This window comes from Stenotrophomonas sp. FR010 (genome assembly GCF_047520755.2).
Lineage (GTDB): Bacteria > Pseudomonadota > Gammaproteobacteria > Xanthomonadales > Xanthomonadaceae > Stenotrophomonas > Stenotrophomonas sepilia.
Map to the genome: position 1 here is coordinate 394,298 of NZ_JAXBQT020000001.1, position 14,729 is coordinate 409,026.

General features: G+C 67.1%; 12 protein-coding genes and 1 tRNA gene. 4 read left to right on the top strand and 9 right to left on the bottom strand.

Translation table 11 applies throughout. The features are described from left to right. Positions 1-12 precede the first annotated feature (12 nt). Both rng and ACM0PK_RS01835 read right to left on the bottom strand, forming a co-directional pair. Entirely contained in the window at positions 13-1,500 is a 1,488-nt protein-coding gene (gene rng / locus ACM0PK_RS01830) for a ribonuclease G (protein ID WP_111201796.1), read from the bottom strand. Then, on the bottom strand, positions 1,493-2,101 hold the full coding sequence (locus tag ACM0PK_RS01835; RefSeq protein WP_414607028.1) for a Maf family nucleotide pyrophosphatase: 609 nt from the start codon (positions 2,099-2,101) through the stop codon (positions 1,493-1,495). Before ACM0PK_RS01835 ends, rng begins: the two co-directional genes overlap by 8 nt. A 130-nt stretch (positions 2,102-2,231) precedes the next feature. On the opposite strand from ACM0PK_RS01835, the gene ACM0PK_RS01840 reads away from it, so the two are divergent. From ACM0PK_RS01840 to arcD, 4 genes are all read left to right on the top strand, one after another. Continuing rightward, positions 2,232-2,969 carry an SIMPL domain-containing protein gene (locus ACM0PK_RS01840; RefSeq protein WP_005418081.1) on the top strand — a complete coding sequence of 246 codons (738 nt, stop codon included), beginning with the start codon at positions 2,232-2,234 and terminating at the stop codon, positions 2,967-2,969. Positions 2,970-3,185: 216 nt separating this feature from the next. Continuing rightward, the gene (locus tag ACM0PK_RS01845) at positions 3,186-3,836 is read left to right on the top strand and encodes an energy transducer TonB (RefSeq protein ID WP_134972464.1); all 651 of its coding nucleotides are present in this window, start codon (positions 3,186-3,188) and stop codon (positions 3,834-3,836) included. Positions 3,837-4,033: 197 nt separating this feature from the next. Then, positions 4,034-6,823, top strand: a complete 2,790-nt coding sequence (locus tag ACM0PK_RS01850) for a TonB-dependent receptor (protein ID WP_061479655.1) — start codon at positions 4,034-4,036, stop codon at positions 6,821-6,823. Between the two features lie 164 nt (positions 6,824-6,987). Beyond that, on the top strand, positions 6,988-8,409 hold the full coding sequence (arcD, locus tag ACM0PK_RS01855; RefSeq protein WP_134972466.1) for an arginine-ornithine antiporter: 1,422 nt from the start codon (positions 6,988-6,990) through the stop codon (positions 8,407-8,409). 101 nt (positions 8,410-8,510) lie between these two features. Here arcD and ACM0PK_RS01860 read toward each other — a convergent pair. The 7 genes from ACM0PK_RS01860 to leuS all read right to left on the bottom strand — a co-directional run bounded on the left by ACM0PK_RS01860 (position 8,511) and on the right by leuS (position 14,697). Then, positions 8,511-8,587 (bottom strand) — tRNA-Asn (locus tag ACM0PK_RS01860). A gap of 22 nt (positions 8,588-8,609) precedes the next feature. Then, on the bottom strand, positions 8,610-9,080 hold the full coding sequence (gene rlmH / locus ACM0PK_RS01865; RefSeq protein ID WP_005418108.1) for a 23S rRNA (pseudouridine(1915)-N(3))-methyltransferase RlmH: 471 nt from the start codon (positions 9,078-9,080) through the stop codon (positions 8,610-8,612). A 64-nt stretch (positions 9,081-9,144) separates the two neighbouring features. Continuing rightward, positions 9,145-9,555: a ribosome silencing factor gene (gene rsfS / locus ACM0PK_RS01870; RefSeq protein ID WP_005410536.1), complete on the bottom strand. Its 411-nt coding sequence runs from the start codon at positions 9,553-9,555 to the stop codon at positions 9,145-9,147. Between the two features lie 58 nt (positions 9,556-9,613). Beyond that, positions 9,614-10,282, bottom strand: a complete 669-nt coding sequence (nadD, locus tag ACM0PK_RS01875; protein WP_171955659.1) for a nicotinate-nucleotide adenylyltransferase — start codon at positions 10,280-10,282, stop codon at positions 9,614-9,616. Beyond that, the gene (gene holA / locus ACM0PK_RS01880; protein ID WP_049414424.1) at positions 10,283-11,320 is read right to left on the bottom strand and encodes a DNA polymerase III subunit delta; all 1,038 of its coding nucleotides are present in this window, start codon (positions 11,318-11,320) and stop codon (positions 10,283-10,285) included. It lies immediately after the preceding gene. Between the two features lie 12 nt (positions 11,321-11,332). Beyond that, positions 11,333-11,917, bottom strand: a complete 585-nt coding sequence (locus ACM0PK_RS01885) for an LPS-assembly lipoprotein LptE (protein WP_005418114.1) — start codon at positions 11,915-11,917, stop codon at positions 11,333-11,335. Positions 11,918-12,054: 137 nt separating this feature from the next. Further along, on the bottom strand, positions 12,055-14,697 hold the full coding sequence (leuS, locus tag ACM0PK_RS01890) for a leucine--tRNA ligase (protein ID WP_005418117.1): 2,643 nt from the start codon (positions 14,695-14,697) through the stop codon (positions 12,055-12,057). Between the last annotated feature and the right edge of the window lie 32 nt (positions 14,698-14,729).

Sequence of the window (14,729 nt, forward strand, 5' to 3'; positions counted from 1 at the left end):
AGCCGGCGAGGATCAGAGCAGAACAACATCGAATTGCTCCTGCAGGTACTGCTCGTCCGCCTGGAAGCGGATGCTCTTGCCGAGAAATTCCTCCAGCTCAGCCACCGCCGAGGACTCCTCGTCGGTGATGCGCGCGACGACCTTGGTCGACGCGATGACCAGCAGGCGCGCGGCATCGAACTGGCGCACGGCACGGGTGATCTCGCGGAAGATCTCGTAGGTCACCGTCTCGGTGGTCTTGATGCTGCCGCGGCCGCTGCACTGCGGGCAGGTTTCCGACAGCTGGCGCTCCAGGCTTTCGACCGTGCGCTTGCGGGTCATCTCCACCAGGCCCAGCGGCGAGAAGTCGTACACCGTGGTCTTGGCATGGTCGCGGGCCAGCGCCTTTTCCAGCGTGCGCAGCACCTGACGGCGATGCTCTGCATCATCCATATCGATGAAGTCGATGATGATGATGCCGCCCAGGTTGCGCAGCCGCAGCTGACGCGCCACTGCCTGCGCCGCTTCCAGGTTGGTGCGGAACACCGTCTCTTCCAGGTTGCGCTGGCCGAGGAACGAACCGGTATTGACGTCGATGGTGGTCATCGCCTCGGTCTGGTCGATCACCAGGTAGCCACCGGATTTCAACGGCACCTGCTTGTCCAGCGCGCGGCCGATCTCGTCTTCCACGCCGAACATGTCGAAGATCGGGCGATCGCCGGCATACAGCTCCAGCTTTTCAGCCAGCACCGGCATGTACTTGGCGACGAAGGCCTGCAACTGGCCGAACGTCTCCTTCGAGTCCACCTTCACCTTGTCCACGTCCTTGCGGATCAGGTCGCGCACGGACCGCAGCGGCAGGCTCAGGTCTTCATAGATGATGCTGCACGACGGCGCCTCGCGGCCGCGGCGCTCGACCACGTTCCACACGCGCGACAGGTAGGCGATGTCCTCGGCGATGGCCTCGGCCGGCTGCCCTTCGGCGTTGGTCCGCACGATGTAGCCGTAGCCACCGTGCTGCGCCGACAGCTCGGTCACCAGCGCCTTCAGGCGGGCACGCTCGGTTTCGTCTTCGATGCGCGCCGACACGCCCACCACCTTGGACTGCGGCAGCAGCACCATGTAGCGCGAGGGAATGCTGATCTGCGTGGTCAGGCGCGCGCCCTTGGTGCCGATCGGGTCCTTCACCACCTGCACCACGATGTCCTGGCCGTCACGCAGCAGCTCGACGATCGGCACGCTGGCCGGCGGTGGCAGGGTGGTGTTCTCGGTGTCGGCGCTGGCCACCGGCGCCGGCCGCACCACGTCGTTGGCGTGCAGGAACGCCGCGCGCTCCAGGCCGACTTCAACGAAGGCGGCCTGCATGCCGGGCATGACCCGCTGCACCTTGCCCTTGTAGATGTTGCCGACCACGCCACGGCGCCAACCGCGCTCGATGTGAAGTTCCTGCAGCATGCCGTTTTCGATCACCGCGACACGGGTCTCGCGCGGGGTCACATTGACCAGGATTTCCTCAGACATCGGCAGCCTCCCTGGCGGCATCGGCAGTGGGGACCGGCACGCCACAGCGCGCCAGCAGACGATCGGTATGCAGCAGCGGCAGCCCCATCACGCCGGAGTAGCTGCCGGAAAGGTGTTCGATCCAGCGTTCGGCCCCACCCTGGATGGCGTAGGCGCCGGCCTTGTCCAGCGGCTCGCCGGTGGCGACATAGGCGGCGATGTCGGCGGCATCGATCGGGGCGAAGGTCACTTCGGAAATGACCAGCTCGCTGTCCAGGCCGCCCGCGCCGACCACCACCACGGCGGTCATCACCTGGTGGGTGCGCCCGGCCAGCCGCGCCAGCATCGCCCGCGCGTCAGCGGCATCGACCGGCTTGCCGAAGACCTCGCCGTCCAGGACCACCTCGGTATCCGAACCAAGCACCCGCGCCTGCGGGTCGTCGGCCAGCACCCGGGCCAGCCCGGCGCGCGCCTTGTCGGCGGCGACCCGGCACACATACTGTTCGGCGCTTTCATTGGCCGCGCGCTGCTCGACGACCTCCAGGTCAAGGGCCTGGAAGGGGCGTCCGAGTCGGGCCAGCAGCTGGTTGCGTCGGGGGGAGCGGGAAGCAAGATAGAGCATCGGCACAGCATAACCTGAGGCCGCCACCTGAATCGTCGGCAACCCGTTACGGAACGCGTACAACCCCGAACAGGCTCACAGCGCGTTCATCGCTACGACACCACCCTCACCGGCACAACAAGGAGATCCCATGCGCCTGACCGCCACCCCGCTGCTGCTTGCCCTGTCCCTTGCCCTTGGAACCTCGATGACTGCTCATGCCGCTCCGTCGTCGCCGTCGATCGCCGCCGCGGCCGAAGGCACCCTGCTGAACATCTCGGCCAACGCCGAGGCCACCCGCGTGCCGGACGTCGCCACCCTGTCGGCCGGTGTGGTTACCCAGGCTGCCGACGGCAACAGCGCCATGCGCCAGAACGCCCAGCAGATGGACAAGGTGCTGGCCGCGATCAAGGCCGCCGGCATCGCCGAGCGCGACGTGCAGACCAGCGGCGTCAGCCTCAACCCGCAGTACCGCTATGCCGACAATGAGGCACCGAAGATCACCGGCTACCAGGCCAGCAACACGGTCAGCCTGAAGGTCCGCGACATCGCCAAGCTCGGCAAGGTGCTCGACGCGCTGGCCGCGCAGGGTGCCAACCAGATCAACGGTCCGCAGTTTGAGATCGACCAGCCCGAACCGGTCTATGACGAAGCCCGCCTGGCCGCCCTGAAGAAGGCCCAGGCCCGCGCCCAGACCTATGCCAGGTCGCTGGGCCTGCAGGTGCGCCGCATCGTCAGCATTTCCGAGAACAGCAACGGCGGTTTCCGCCCGATGCCGATGATGCGCACCATGGCCGCCGGCGCGGCGATGGACAAGGCCACCCCGGTCGCACCGGGTGAATCGACCGTCTCGGTCAACCTGGACGTGGTGTTCGAACTGGGCCGCTGATCGCGCCCGGCACGGCCGACGCAAGGCGGGTCTCGCAGGGGCCCGCCTTTTTCGTGTATTCCGGCGGCGTTGGCTGAAGGCCAGCCCAACGCGCATGCCCCTGCCTCTAGGCAGTGGCCGCCATGCCGCGCTACTGATGGACTGCCAGCCGCGTGCGGCAACCCCGCCACGGACCCTGGTGCGTTGAGGACTTCGTCACTGGCATGGAGGTGGATCATGGTTCGTACCTATCCCGTTGCATCCCCGCACTTCGACCCCGCCCGCGTAGCCGCCTGGAGTGCAGCGATCGCCCTGCACCTGCTGGCCTTCCTGTTGCTGCTCATCCCTGCGACCTACCAGGCCGTGCAGGCCCCGCGTGAAAAGACGCCGGTCCGGCTGATCGAGAGGATCCCGCCACCGCCGGCGCCGCCGGTTCCGGTCCCGCCAAAAGAGATCGTCCAGGTGGTACCGAAGCCGCGGACGCAGCCGGTGGTACCGCCACTGCCCGCGCCCACCGCGACCGTGGAAGAGACTCAGGGCATCGCATTGCCGGCCGCCGAACCGGCTCCGCCGCAATTGGCGCCCAGCATCGACACCTCCACCCCGCTGGCCGGCGCCCAGCTGCAGTACCGCAGCGCTCCGCCGCCGACCTATCCGATCCAGTCCCTGCGCAACCACGAACAGGGCACGGTGCTGCTGCGGGTGGAAGTGGACACCCGTGGCCAGCCGGTCGCGGTCAGCGTCGAGCGCAGCAGCGGCTCGCGCAACCTGGACCAGGCCGCCCGCCAGCAGGTGCTCAAGCACTGGCGCTTCGAGCCTGCCCAGCGTGACGGCGTGGCGGTCCCGGCCATCGGCATGGTGCCGGTGCAGTTCTCGCTGCCGGACTGAGCGTCCCACCGGCCCGGCCTCGCGCCGGGCCGCCCCCCCTGCCACTGCCCGGCAAATGCGGACATGCCCGAGCCAAGCGTTACTGATTAAGCAAAAATTCACGTCTTCGTCACCTGCTGGAAACCTAGATTGGCGCGTCCCGGTATCGATTCGGCGACAGCCCTCAACGCTACGGTTTTCCAGTTAGGAGAGAAGCTGTGAAACACCCGATCCAACGGCCCGCCAGCCGCCGCCGCACCACCCTGGCATCGTCCATCACCCATATCCTTGCTGGCAGCACCCTGCTGCTGGTCGGCGCCGTGGCTTCTTCCTCAGCCTTTGCACAGGAGCAGGCCACCAACCTCGACCGCATCACGGTCACCGGCTCCAACATCCCGCGCACCAACACCGAGACACCGTCGCCGGTGCAGGTGGTGACCCGCCAGGAAATCGACCGCACCGGCAAGACCACGGTCGCCGAGTACCTGCAGACCCTGACCGCCGACGGCGCAGGCTCCATTCCCAAGACCTTCGGCAACGGCTTCGCCGGTGGCGGCGCCGGCATCTCGCTGCGTGGCCTGGGCGCCGGCTCGACGCTGGTGCTGTTGAACGGCCGCCGCATGGCCACCTACGGCCTGGCCGATGACGGCCAGAAGGTCTTCACCGACCTCAGCACCATCCCGCTCGATGCCGTCGAGCGCGTGGAAGTGCTCAAGGACGGCGCCTCGGCGATCTATGGCTCCGACGCCATCGCCGGCGTCGTCAACATCATCCTGCGCAGCGACTTCCAAGGCGCCATCCTGCGCGGTTCCTACGGCATTTCCGGTGACGGCGATGGCGACGCGAAGAAGGCGACCCTCACTGCCGGCACCGGCGACCTGTCCAGCGATGGCTGGAATGCGTTCTTCAGCCTGGACGTCGGCAAGACCGACGCGATCAAGATCAGCGACCGCAAGAACCGCAAGTGGATCGGCACCGGCGATATCCGTCGCTGGGGTTACGACGCTGCAGACGCGCAGTTCCTGGGCGGCGCCTACCTGTCGGGCGGTACCGCCGGCGGCGTGGGTCCCAATGGTTCGGTGTTCGATGCCACCGGCCATCTGGTTGCCCTGCCGGGCTGCGCCGGGCTGACCACGATTCCCGGGCAGAGTGACGCGACCGCGCAGGCCCAGGGTTGCCTGTGGGATCCGGCGCAGCAGTACCGCGACCTGAGCCCGGAAGAGAAGTACGTGAACGTGTTCGGCCGCGCCAGCTTCGCGTTTGGTGAAGGCGGCGAGGTCTATACCGAGATCGGTTACTCGAAGAAGGAAACGATCTTCAGCAATACGCCATCCGGCGTATCCGGCGGCTGGGGCTACCCTGGCGGCCCGGTCAACGCCAACAGCGGTGCCGGTGCGACCCAGCTGTATGCAGGTCATCCGGACAACCCGCTGCCCACCGCGGCCCGCCTGCGTTACAGCGCGTGGGACGTGGGCCCGCGCGTGACCGACAATACCAATGAGTTCAACCGCTTCCTGGTGGGTGTCAAGGGCAACTGGGGCGACTGGAGCTACGACACCGCCTACCTGCATTCCGGCACCGACCTGGTCAACAAGCGCACGGGTTTCCTGCGTTATGACGCAGTACGCTGCGTGCTGGGCAATCCGGCCTGCCCCTATGGCACCTGGCGCATCGGCGACAATGCCTCGCAGACGCCGCAGTCGGTCTACGATGCCATCAGCCCGACCATCAGCGCGCGTGCCAAGTCGAGCCTGGACATGTTCGACTTCACCATCTCGCGCAGCCTGATGGATCTCAAGGGCGGTCCGCTGGGCCTGGCCTTCGGTACGGAGTGGCGCAAGACGAGCAACAGCCTGACGCCGCAGACCTTCACCGATATCGGCCAGATCATCGGCCTGGGCTACTCGGCCTACGACGGCACGCAGAATGTGTATGCCGGCTACGCCGAACTGTCCGCACCGGTGCTGGAGCAGTTGGAGCTGAGCGCTGCGGTCCGCTACGACAAGTACGAAAGCGGCGAAGGCAAGGCCACGCCGAAGCTGGGCGTGAAGTGGACCCCGGCCGACTGGATCGCACTGCGCGCCAGCTACGCTGAAGGCTTCCGTGCGCCGAACCCGGCCGAGAACGGTGACGGTGGCCTGGCCGCTTTCTCCAACGCCCGCGATCCGGTGCGTTGCGCCATCGACCCGGCCAACGAATGCACCGCGCGCTCGGTGGCGATCATCACGCGGCCGAACAAGGACCTGAAGCCGGAAGAGTCCAAGAGCTACTCGGTGGGCATCGTTCTGCAGCCAACCTCGACCACCTCGCTGACTGTGGATGCGTGGGAAATCAAGCGCACCAACGAAATCGCGCAGGGCAGCACCGCCGACGCCATCGCCGCGGGCAACGTTCTCCGCGATGCCAACAACATCGGCGGAGTCGCGAACAGCGGCACCATCCTGGCCGTCAATACCGCCTACGTGAATGCCAACTCCTCGCGCGTCCGCGGCATCGACACCGACATCCGCCAGACCTTCGACATCGGCCCGGGCCAGCTGGAAATGGACCTGCAGTGGAGCCACGTGCTCAAGTTCGAGCGCACCGAGGGTGATACCACCGTCGACTATGTGGGCACCCACGGCAACTGCGACGTGACCAACTGCATCGGCACGCCGAAGGACCGCATCAACTTCGGCACCACCTGGAAGCAGGGCCCGTGGAGCATCAGCGGCGTGGCCAACTACATCAGCAAGCTGGAGAACAAGGACCGCCGCGGCGGTGACTACCTGGCCTTCTATGAAGACGGCGAGCCGGTAGAGAAGATCTCCTCGTTCACCACCTTCGATCTGTCCGGCCGCTGGAACATCACCGAAGCCTTCGAGCTGAACGCTTCGGTGCAGAACGTGTTCGACCGCATTGCGCCGCTCGACCCGAGCACTTATGGTGCAGTCAATTACAACCCGCTGCACTTCAGTGGTGCGATTGGCCGGTACTTCACTGTCGGCGCCAAGTACACGTTCAAATAATCCCGCTGCTGTGTTTGCTTCGAAGGCCCGGGCTGTTGCCCGGGCCTTCGTCGTTTCCTGGCTGTTCGTTGTCCATGCCGGCTCCCGCACACCCGGCCTTGCAGCCATGTTCACGAGTACATGGCTAGGGTGTGCTCGCGGCATCCGGGCCGCAGGGGATCTCAATGGCCACGACATCGCAACGCCTCGGCCTGCCGGCGTTGACTGCACTGGTAGTCGGCTCGATGGTCGGCGCCGGTATCTTTTCGCTGCCGCAGAACGTCGCGCGCAGTGCCGGTCCGGCCGCCGCGATGATCGGCTGGGCCGTCAGTGGCGCCGGCATGCTGATGCTGGCCTTCGTGTTCCAGGCCCTGGCCAACCGCCGTCCGGACCTGGACACCGGCATCTACGCATACGCACGCGAAGGCTTCGGCAACTACATCGGCTTCTCCGCGGCGTGGGGCTACTGGGTTGCTTCGGTACTGGGCAATGCCAGCTTCTTCGTGCTGATCTTCAGCGGCCTGGGCCATTTCATGCCGGTGTTCGGCGAAGGCAACACGCCAGCCGCCGTGGCCGCTTCGTCCGTACTGTTGTGGACCGTCCACCTGCTGGTGCTGCGCGGCCTGCGCACCGCCGCCATCGTCAACGGTCTGGTGACGGTGGCCAAGCTGCTGCCCATCGCACTGTTCCTGGTGCTGGCCGCCGGCGCGTTCCGCATGGAGGTGTTCCGCGCCGACTTCTTCGGCACGCCTGCGCTCGGCGACCTCGGCCAGCAACTGCGCGGCATGATGCTGGTCACCGTGTGGGTGTTCATCGGCATCGAAGGCGCCAGCATCTATTCGCGGCGAGCCGCGCGCCGTGCCGACGTCGGCCGTGCCACGGTGATCGGTTTCCTGGGGGTCTGGCTGCTGCTGGTCCTGGTCAGCCTGCTGTCGATGGGCGTGCTGTCGCAGGCCGAACTGGCCGGGCTGCCCAACCCGTCGATGGCCTACGTGCTGCGCGCCATCGTCGGCGAATGGGGCGCGACGGTGATCATCGCCGGTTCGATCATTTCGGTGCTGGGCGCGCTGCTGGCCTGGGTGCTGCTGTGTGCCGAAGTGCTGTATGCCGCCGCTGGCGACGGCACGATGCCCGCCTTCCTGGGACGCGAGAATGCGCGTGGCGTGCCGGCCAATGCGTTGTGGTTGAGCAACGGGCTGATCCAGTTGTTCCTGCTGCTGGTGCTGTTCAATGCGGGCAGCTACACCGGCCTGGTGCTGCTGGCCGCATCGATGAGCCTGGTGCCCTACTTCCTGTCCACCGCGTTCGGCGTGCAACTGGCCTGGCGCGGGCAGTCCTACGCGGGTGAGCCACGCGTGCGCTGGCGCGATTTCGTGGTCGCGCTGCTGGCCAGCGCCTACGCGCTGTGGCTGGTGTATGCCGGCGGCCTGAACAACCTGCTGCTGTCCGTGCTGCTGTACGTGCCCGGCGTTGTACTGTTTGCGCAGACCCGGCGCCAGCGCGGCGAGCCGGTTTTCACGCGCTGGGAGTGGGCGCTGTTCGGCGCGATCCTGGCAGTAGCGATCGCCACGCTGGCAGCGTTCTGGAAGGGCCGGATCACGCTGTAGCGCCGAGCGCGTGCCCGGCTTGGAGGATGCAGCCGAGCATGGGCTCGCCGCCACAACACGGCAAAAAAAAACCTGCATCTCGCGATGCAGGTTTTGCAAGGTGGCGCCCGAAGTTGGACTCGAACCAACGACCCCCTGATTAACAGTCAAGTGCTCTAACCGGCTGAGCTATTCGGGCAGACGACTAGTATAACCACTCTTCACGCGCGATGGTAGGGGTGATTGGCAATCATTGCGGCAGCCCGATACAGCTGCTCGGCCACCACCAGACGCACCAGCATGTGCGGCAGCGTCAGCGGTCCGATCGACCACTTTTCGTCGGCCAGCGCGGAGACCTCTGGCGAATGCCCTTCCGGGCCACCGATCAGGAACGCCAGGTCCCGGCCCTGCCCGCGCCAATGCTCCAGGCGCTGCGCCAGCTGCTCGGAACTCAACTGCCGCCCCGGCACGTCCAGTGCCACCACGTAAGCGTTCTTCGGCAGCGCGGCGATGACCCGCTTGCCTTCATCCTCGGTGGCACGGCGCGGATCGCGCCCCTTGCCGCGCAGGCCGGGTTCGATTTCCACCAGCTCGAACGGCAGCCAATGCGACAGCCGCTTCTGGTACTCGGCGAAGCCCTGCGCGACCCAGCTGGGGGCGCGTTCACCGGTGGCGATCAGGCGGGCTTTCATCAGCGGTCCTCCAAAACGTCGACGGCGCCATCGGCGCCGTCGAAGGGATGCATCATCGTGTGGCTCAGGCCACTTCGTCGTCGCTGGACGGCGGCTGGTCGCCGACGGTCCACAGGCGCTCGAGCGCGTAGAACTCACGCACGCGCGGCAGCATCACGTGGACGATCACGTCGCCCAGATCGACCAGCACCCACTCCGCTTCGCGCTCGCCTTCAACACCCAGCGGCATCACGTCGAGGTTCTTGGCAAAGCGCACGACTTCATCGGCAATCGACTTGACGTGACGGGTCGAAGTGCCCGAAACGACGATCATGTAGTCGGCAACGCTGGACCGGCCGCGCACGTCGATCTCGACCAGGTCCTTGGCCTTCAGGTCTTCGGTGGCTTGGCGGACGCTGGCCAGCAGTTCCGGCACGGACGGCGGCGGGCTGGGCAGATCGACCTTGATGGTCTGGGGCTGGGTCTGGTTGCTCAAAGTGGATCGACTCGATAAACGTGGGGGCGATTATACGGGGATGGCGCGGCCGCGCCATTCACGCCGTGCCCGGGCGGTACAGCCCGTGTGCAGCGACATAGTCGGCCACGGCCGGTGGCAGCAGTGCGCGCCAGGGACCGCCAGCGGCAATCTGCGAGCGCACGGCGCTGGCCGATTCCTCGCGCAGTGGATGGTGCAGGCGCAGGATGCGCCCGGCCGGGCTGGCGAACAGCGCCTGCTCATTGTCGGCCCAGCGCCCTTGCAGGGCGCGCCCCAGCTCGCCATCGATCGACGCCTGCAACGGACTGCCCGGCCGTTCGGCCACCACGAAGTGGGCCAGATCGAACAGGGCCTCCCATTCGTGCCAGCCGGACAGCCCCAGCAGGCTGTCGGCGCCCACCAGCCAGGCCAGCGGCCGGCTCGGACCCAGCTCGCCACGCAGCTCGCGCAGGGTGTCGACGGTGTACGACGGGCGACCGGGGCAGCGGGTGGCACGATCCAGTTCGCGACGGTCCAGCAGCAGCCCCGGCTCGTCGCCGATGGCCAGCGACAACATCGTGCAGCGCTGCTCAGCGGTGGCACCGGGCACCGCGCGGTGCGGCGGATCGGCGGCCGGCAGCATGCGCACGGCGACCTGCAGTTCATCACGGGCCGCACGCGCGATCGCCAGGTGCCCGAGGTGCACCGGATCGAAGGTGCCCCCGTAGTAGATCCGCAGGCTCATCACTCAGGCCCGCGCCAGCAGGCGCACGGCACGCGGTTCGGCCACGGCCACCAGCAGGCGTTCCAGCGCCAGCCAGGCGTCGCCGTCAGCGCGCCCCTTGGCAATGCGGTCGACCAGCCCCGCCTCGGCCACGAAGCGCTCCCAGCGCTTGCCTTCCGGGTGCCGCTGCAGCGCGCGCTTGTAAGGCGCCTGCCGCGATTCCCAGATGCCGCGCGATTTCATTTCAGCGGCCAGGTTGCCACCACGCGCCTGCACGCGGGCCAGGCCTGCGCCCGCCAGCAGTTCGCGGATCACGATCGGCATCAATGCGGCCACCGCCTCCCCTTCACCGCGCAGGCCGGCCAGCATGCGCAGCACCGCCGGCGGCTGGCCGGAGAACGTCGCCTCCACCAAGCGGAACACGTCGTAGCGGGCAGCGTCAGCCACCAGCGACTCCATCCGTTCCACATCCAACGGCTGGCCGTCGGCCAACAGCGCCAGCTTGTCGATTTCCTGGGCGGCGGCCAGCAGGTTGCCCTCCACCCGCTCGGCCAGGCGCTGCACGGCAGCCGGGTCGGCACGCAGGCCCTTGCCGCGCAGGCGGCGCTCGATCCAGTCCGGCAGTTCGTGCGGCTTGATCGCCCATGCCACCGACAGCACGCCGATGCGGCTGACCGCCTCGGCCCACTTGCCCTGGTGGGCCTTGCTCCATTCATTGGCGGTGATCATCAACACCACGTCCGGCGCCGGGTTGGCGCAGAACTGGCTGATCACCTCGGCGCCCTCCTTGCCCGGCTTGCCGCTGGGCAGGCGCACCTCGACCAGGCGGCGGGCGCTGAACAGGCTGGGCGCATTGAAACTGGCGTCAAGCTGGTTCCAGTCGAAATCACGCCCGTCGGCGTCGAACACTTCGCGTTCGCCGATGCCCGAGGCGCGCGCACGCGCGCGGATGGCATCTGCGGCCTCCAGCACGCGTAGTGTTTCCGGGCCTGCGATCAGGTATACCGGCGCCAACGCGGTGTCAGCGCCCTGGCTGGCCAGCTGCTCCGGACGCAGTTCCATCGTCGCTGCCGCTCAGTGCTTGACGGCGGCGGCCGGCTCTGCCGGCACCGCGCCCTCGATCGGCTTGGCCTTCGGCGCGGACAGGCTGCCCCCCTTCTCGATCTCGGCGCGGACCACGCTGTCGATACGGCGGATGATCGAGGCAGACATTTCCCGGCGCAGCTCCGTGGCCAGGATTTCGCGTTCGGTGGTGGTGCCGGTGGCGTCGGTCGGCGGCGACACGTAGTCGCGTGACAGTTCGATCACCTGCTGCGGCACCAGTTCGCTTCCATCCTCGCGGCGGAAGATGAAGATCACCGCATAGCGCAGGCTGTACTCCTGCGCACGACCCTGCGAGTCGATGGCGATCGGGAGGTCACCCCAGCGCTCGGACAACACCTGCAGCTGGGTACTGGGTTCCTTGCTGTCCTCATCGGCCAGCCTGGCACCGGAGGCCAGCAGGCTGCGATTGAGCAGCTTGACCAGTTCACTGTACGGGGCGGTGGAGACCACCTTCACCGGGGCGGTGTCGGTCGGCAGCATCAGCTTGTTGCGCAGATGGAAGCCGCAGCCGGCAAGGCCGAGGACAAGAACGAGGGCAAGCAGGATTCGGGTCATGGAGACAGTCTGGCGGAGCCGGGCGATCACGGCAACACACAGCGTGCCCGAAGCCGCGTGAATGCAGGGCCATCAAGCACCCGGCCCTGCTTCTGGAAAGGCACCGGCCACCGCGCGGGTGGCCGGTGCGAGGTACATCAGGCGGCGACGATGTTCACGATCTTGCCCGGGACGATGATGATCTTGCGCACCGTCAGGCCTTCCATGAACCTGGCCGCGTTGGGCTCGGCCAGCGCCAGCGCCTCGACCTGCTCGCGCGCGGCATCGGCCGCCACCTCGATGGTGCCGCGCAGCTTGCCGTTGACCTGCACCGCCAGGGTCAGCGCATCGCGTACCAGCGCACTGCTGTCGGCCTGCGGGAACGGCTGGTCTTCCAGCAGCGTCTCGCCATGGCCCAGCACCTGCCAGAGGGCGTGGCTGGCATGCGGCGTGATCGGGTTCAGCAGCAGCACGACGGCCTGCAGCGCTTCCTGGCGCACCGCGCGGCCCTGCTCGCTGTCGTCCTCGAACCTGGCCAGCGCGTTCATCAGCTCCATCACCGCTGCGATGGCGGTATTGAAGCTGTGGCGGCGGCCGTAGTCGTCACCGACCTTGCCGATGGTTTCATGGGTCTTGCGGCGCAGCGCCTTCTGGTTGGCATCCAGTGCTGCAACGTCCAGCGCCGGGGCGGCACCGTCGGCAGCATGCTTCTGCACCTGGGCCCACAGGCGGCGCAAGAAGCGCGCCATGCCGTCCACACCGGCCTCGTTCCACTCCAGCGACTGCTCCGGCGGCGCGGCGAACATCGAGAACAGGCGCACGGTGTCGGCGCCGTACTTGCCGACCATCGCCTGCGGGTCCACGCCGTTGTTCTTCGACTTGGACATCTTCTCGGTGCCACCGACCACCACCGGCTGGCCGTCGGCGATCAGGGTGGCGCCGGTGATGCGGCCGCGCTCGTCACGCTGCACTTCCACATCGGCCGGGTTGATCCAGTCCTTCGAACCGTCCGGATTCGGGCGGTAGTAGGTCTCGGCGATCACCATGCCCTGGCACAGCAGGTTGCGCGCCGGCTCGTTGCTGTCCACCATCCGCGCGTCGCGCAGCAGCTTGTGATAGAAGCGGAAATACATCAGGTGCAGGATCGCGTGCTCGATGCCACCGATGTACTGATCGACCGGCAGCCAGTAGTTGCCGCGCTTGTCGACAGCGTCACGGGCACCCGGCGAGGTGTAGCGGGCGTAGTACCAGCTCGACTCCATGAAGGTGTCGAAGGTGTCGGTCTCGCGCTCGGCGGCGCCACCGCATTCCGGGCAGGTGGTCTTGCGCCATTCCGGGTCGGTCTTGATCGGCGAACCGGTCCCGGAGAACGCCACGTCCTCCGGCAGTACCACCGGCAGCTGCTCCTCCGGCACCGGCACCGCACCGCACTTGTCGCAGTAGATCACCGGAATCGGGCAGCCCCAGTAGCGCTGGCGGCTCACGCCCCAGTCGCGCAGGCGGTAGTTGACGCGGCGCTGGCCCTGGGCCTTGCGCTCGAAACGTTCGGCCAGGGCTTCGAAGGCCCCCTGGAAATCCAGGCCGTCGAACTCGGCCGAGTTCACCAGCTCGAACGCACGGCTCTTGTCGCTGTACCAGTCCTGCCAGCGGCTACCGTCCCAGTTGCGCTCTTCGTCGGTGCGCGCATCCTTCAGCGCGATCACCTGCTTGATCGGCAGGCCGTACTTGTTGGCCACTTCGTTGTCGCGCTGATCATGGCCCGGAACGGCCATCACCGCGCCGGTGCCGTAGCCCATCAGCACGAAGTTGGCGACCCACACCGGCACCGGTTCGCCGGTGACAGGATGCAGCGCGCGCAGGCCGGTATCCATGCCGCGCTTTTCCTGGGTTTCCAGTTCAGCCTCGGATACACCGCCCTGCTTCAGGTCGGCCAGCATCGCGGCCAGTTCCGGGTTGTTCTTCGCTGCGTGCAGCGCCAGCGGGTGTTCGGCGGCGATCGACACGAAGGTCACGCCCATCACCGTGTCCGGGCGGGTGGTGAACACGCGCAGCGGATCCAGCACGCCACCATCGACGTCGCGCACGTCGAACTGGATTTCCAGGCCCTCCGAGCGGCCGATCCAGTTGCGTTGCATGGTCTTGACCGATTCCGGCCAGCCATCCAGCTCGTCCAGGCCATCCAGCAGTTCCTGGGCGTAGTCGGTGATGCGCAGGAACCACTGCGGGATCTCACGCTTCTCCACCAGCGCACCGGAGCGCCAGCCGCGGCCGTCGATGACCTGCTCGTTGGCCAGCACGGTCTGGTCGACCGGGTCCCAGTTCACCACCGCGTTGCGGCGATAGGCCAGGCCCTTGCGCATCAGGCGGGTGAACATGCGCTGCTCGTGGACGTAATAGTCCGGACGGCAGGTGGCGAACTCGCGCGACCAGTCGATGGCATAGCCCAGCGATTTCAGCTGGCTGCGCATGTGGTCAATGTTCTTGTAGGTCCACGCCGCCGGCGCGGTCTTGTTCTTGATCGCGGCGTTTTCCGCCGGCAGGCCGAACGCGTCCCAGCCCATCGGCTGCAGCACGTTGTGGCCGGTCATGCGCTTGTAGCGGCTGATCACGTCGCCAATCGTGTAATTGCGCACGTGGCCCATGTGCAGCGCACCGGACGGGTACGGAAGCATCGACAGGCAGTAGTACTTCGGCTTGTCCGAGGTCTCGTCGACCTCGAAGGCACGGGTGGCGTCCCAGTACTGCTGGGCGGCGGATTCAACCTGCTGCGGGTCGTAGGCGTTGGTTTCAGCGCTGGTCATGGAACACGCGGATGCGGCGGCAAAGCGGTACA

Bases quoted from the DNA above. Each gene is read 5' to 3' on its own strand.
- rlmH (WP_005418108.1), bottom strand. From the start codon at position 9,080: ATGAAAGCCCGCCTGATCGCCACCGGTGAACGCGCCCCCAGCTGGGTC.
- leuS (WP_005418117.1), bottom strand. From the start codon at position 14,697: ATGACCAGCGCTGAAACCAACGCCTACGACCCGCAGCAGGTTGAATCC.
- ACM0PK_RS01835 (WP_414607028.1), bottom strand. From the start codon at position 2,101: ATGCTCTATCTTGCTTCCCGCTCCCCCCGACGCAACCAGCTGCTGGCC.
- ACM0PK_RS01845 (WP_134972464.1), top strand. From the start codon at position 3,186: ATGGTTCGTACCTATCCCGTTGCATCCCCGCACTTCGACCCCGCCCGC.
- ACM0PK_RS01840 (WP_005418081.1), top strand. From the start codon at position 2,232: ATGCGCCTGACCGCCACCCCGCTGCTGCTTGCCCTGTCCCTTGCCCTT.
- arcD (WP_134972466.1), top strand. From the start codon at position 6,988: ATGGCCACGACATCGCAACGCCTCGGCCTGCCGGCGTTGACTGCACTG.
- rng (WP_111201796.1), bottom strand. From the start codon at position 1,500: ATGTCTGAGGAAATCCTGGTCAATGTGACCCCGCGCGAGACCCGTGTC.
- holA (WP_049414424.1), bottom strand. From the start codon at position 11,320: ATGGAACTGCGTCCGGAGCAGCTGGCCAGCCAGGGCGCTGACACCGCG.
- ACM0PK_RS01885 (WP_005418114.1), bottom strand. From the start codon at position 11,917: ATGACCCGAATCCTGCTTGCCCTCGTTCTTGTCCTCGGCCTTGCCGGC.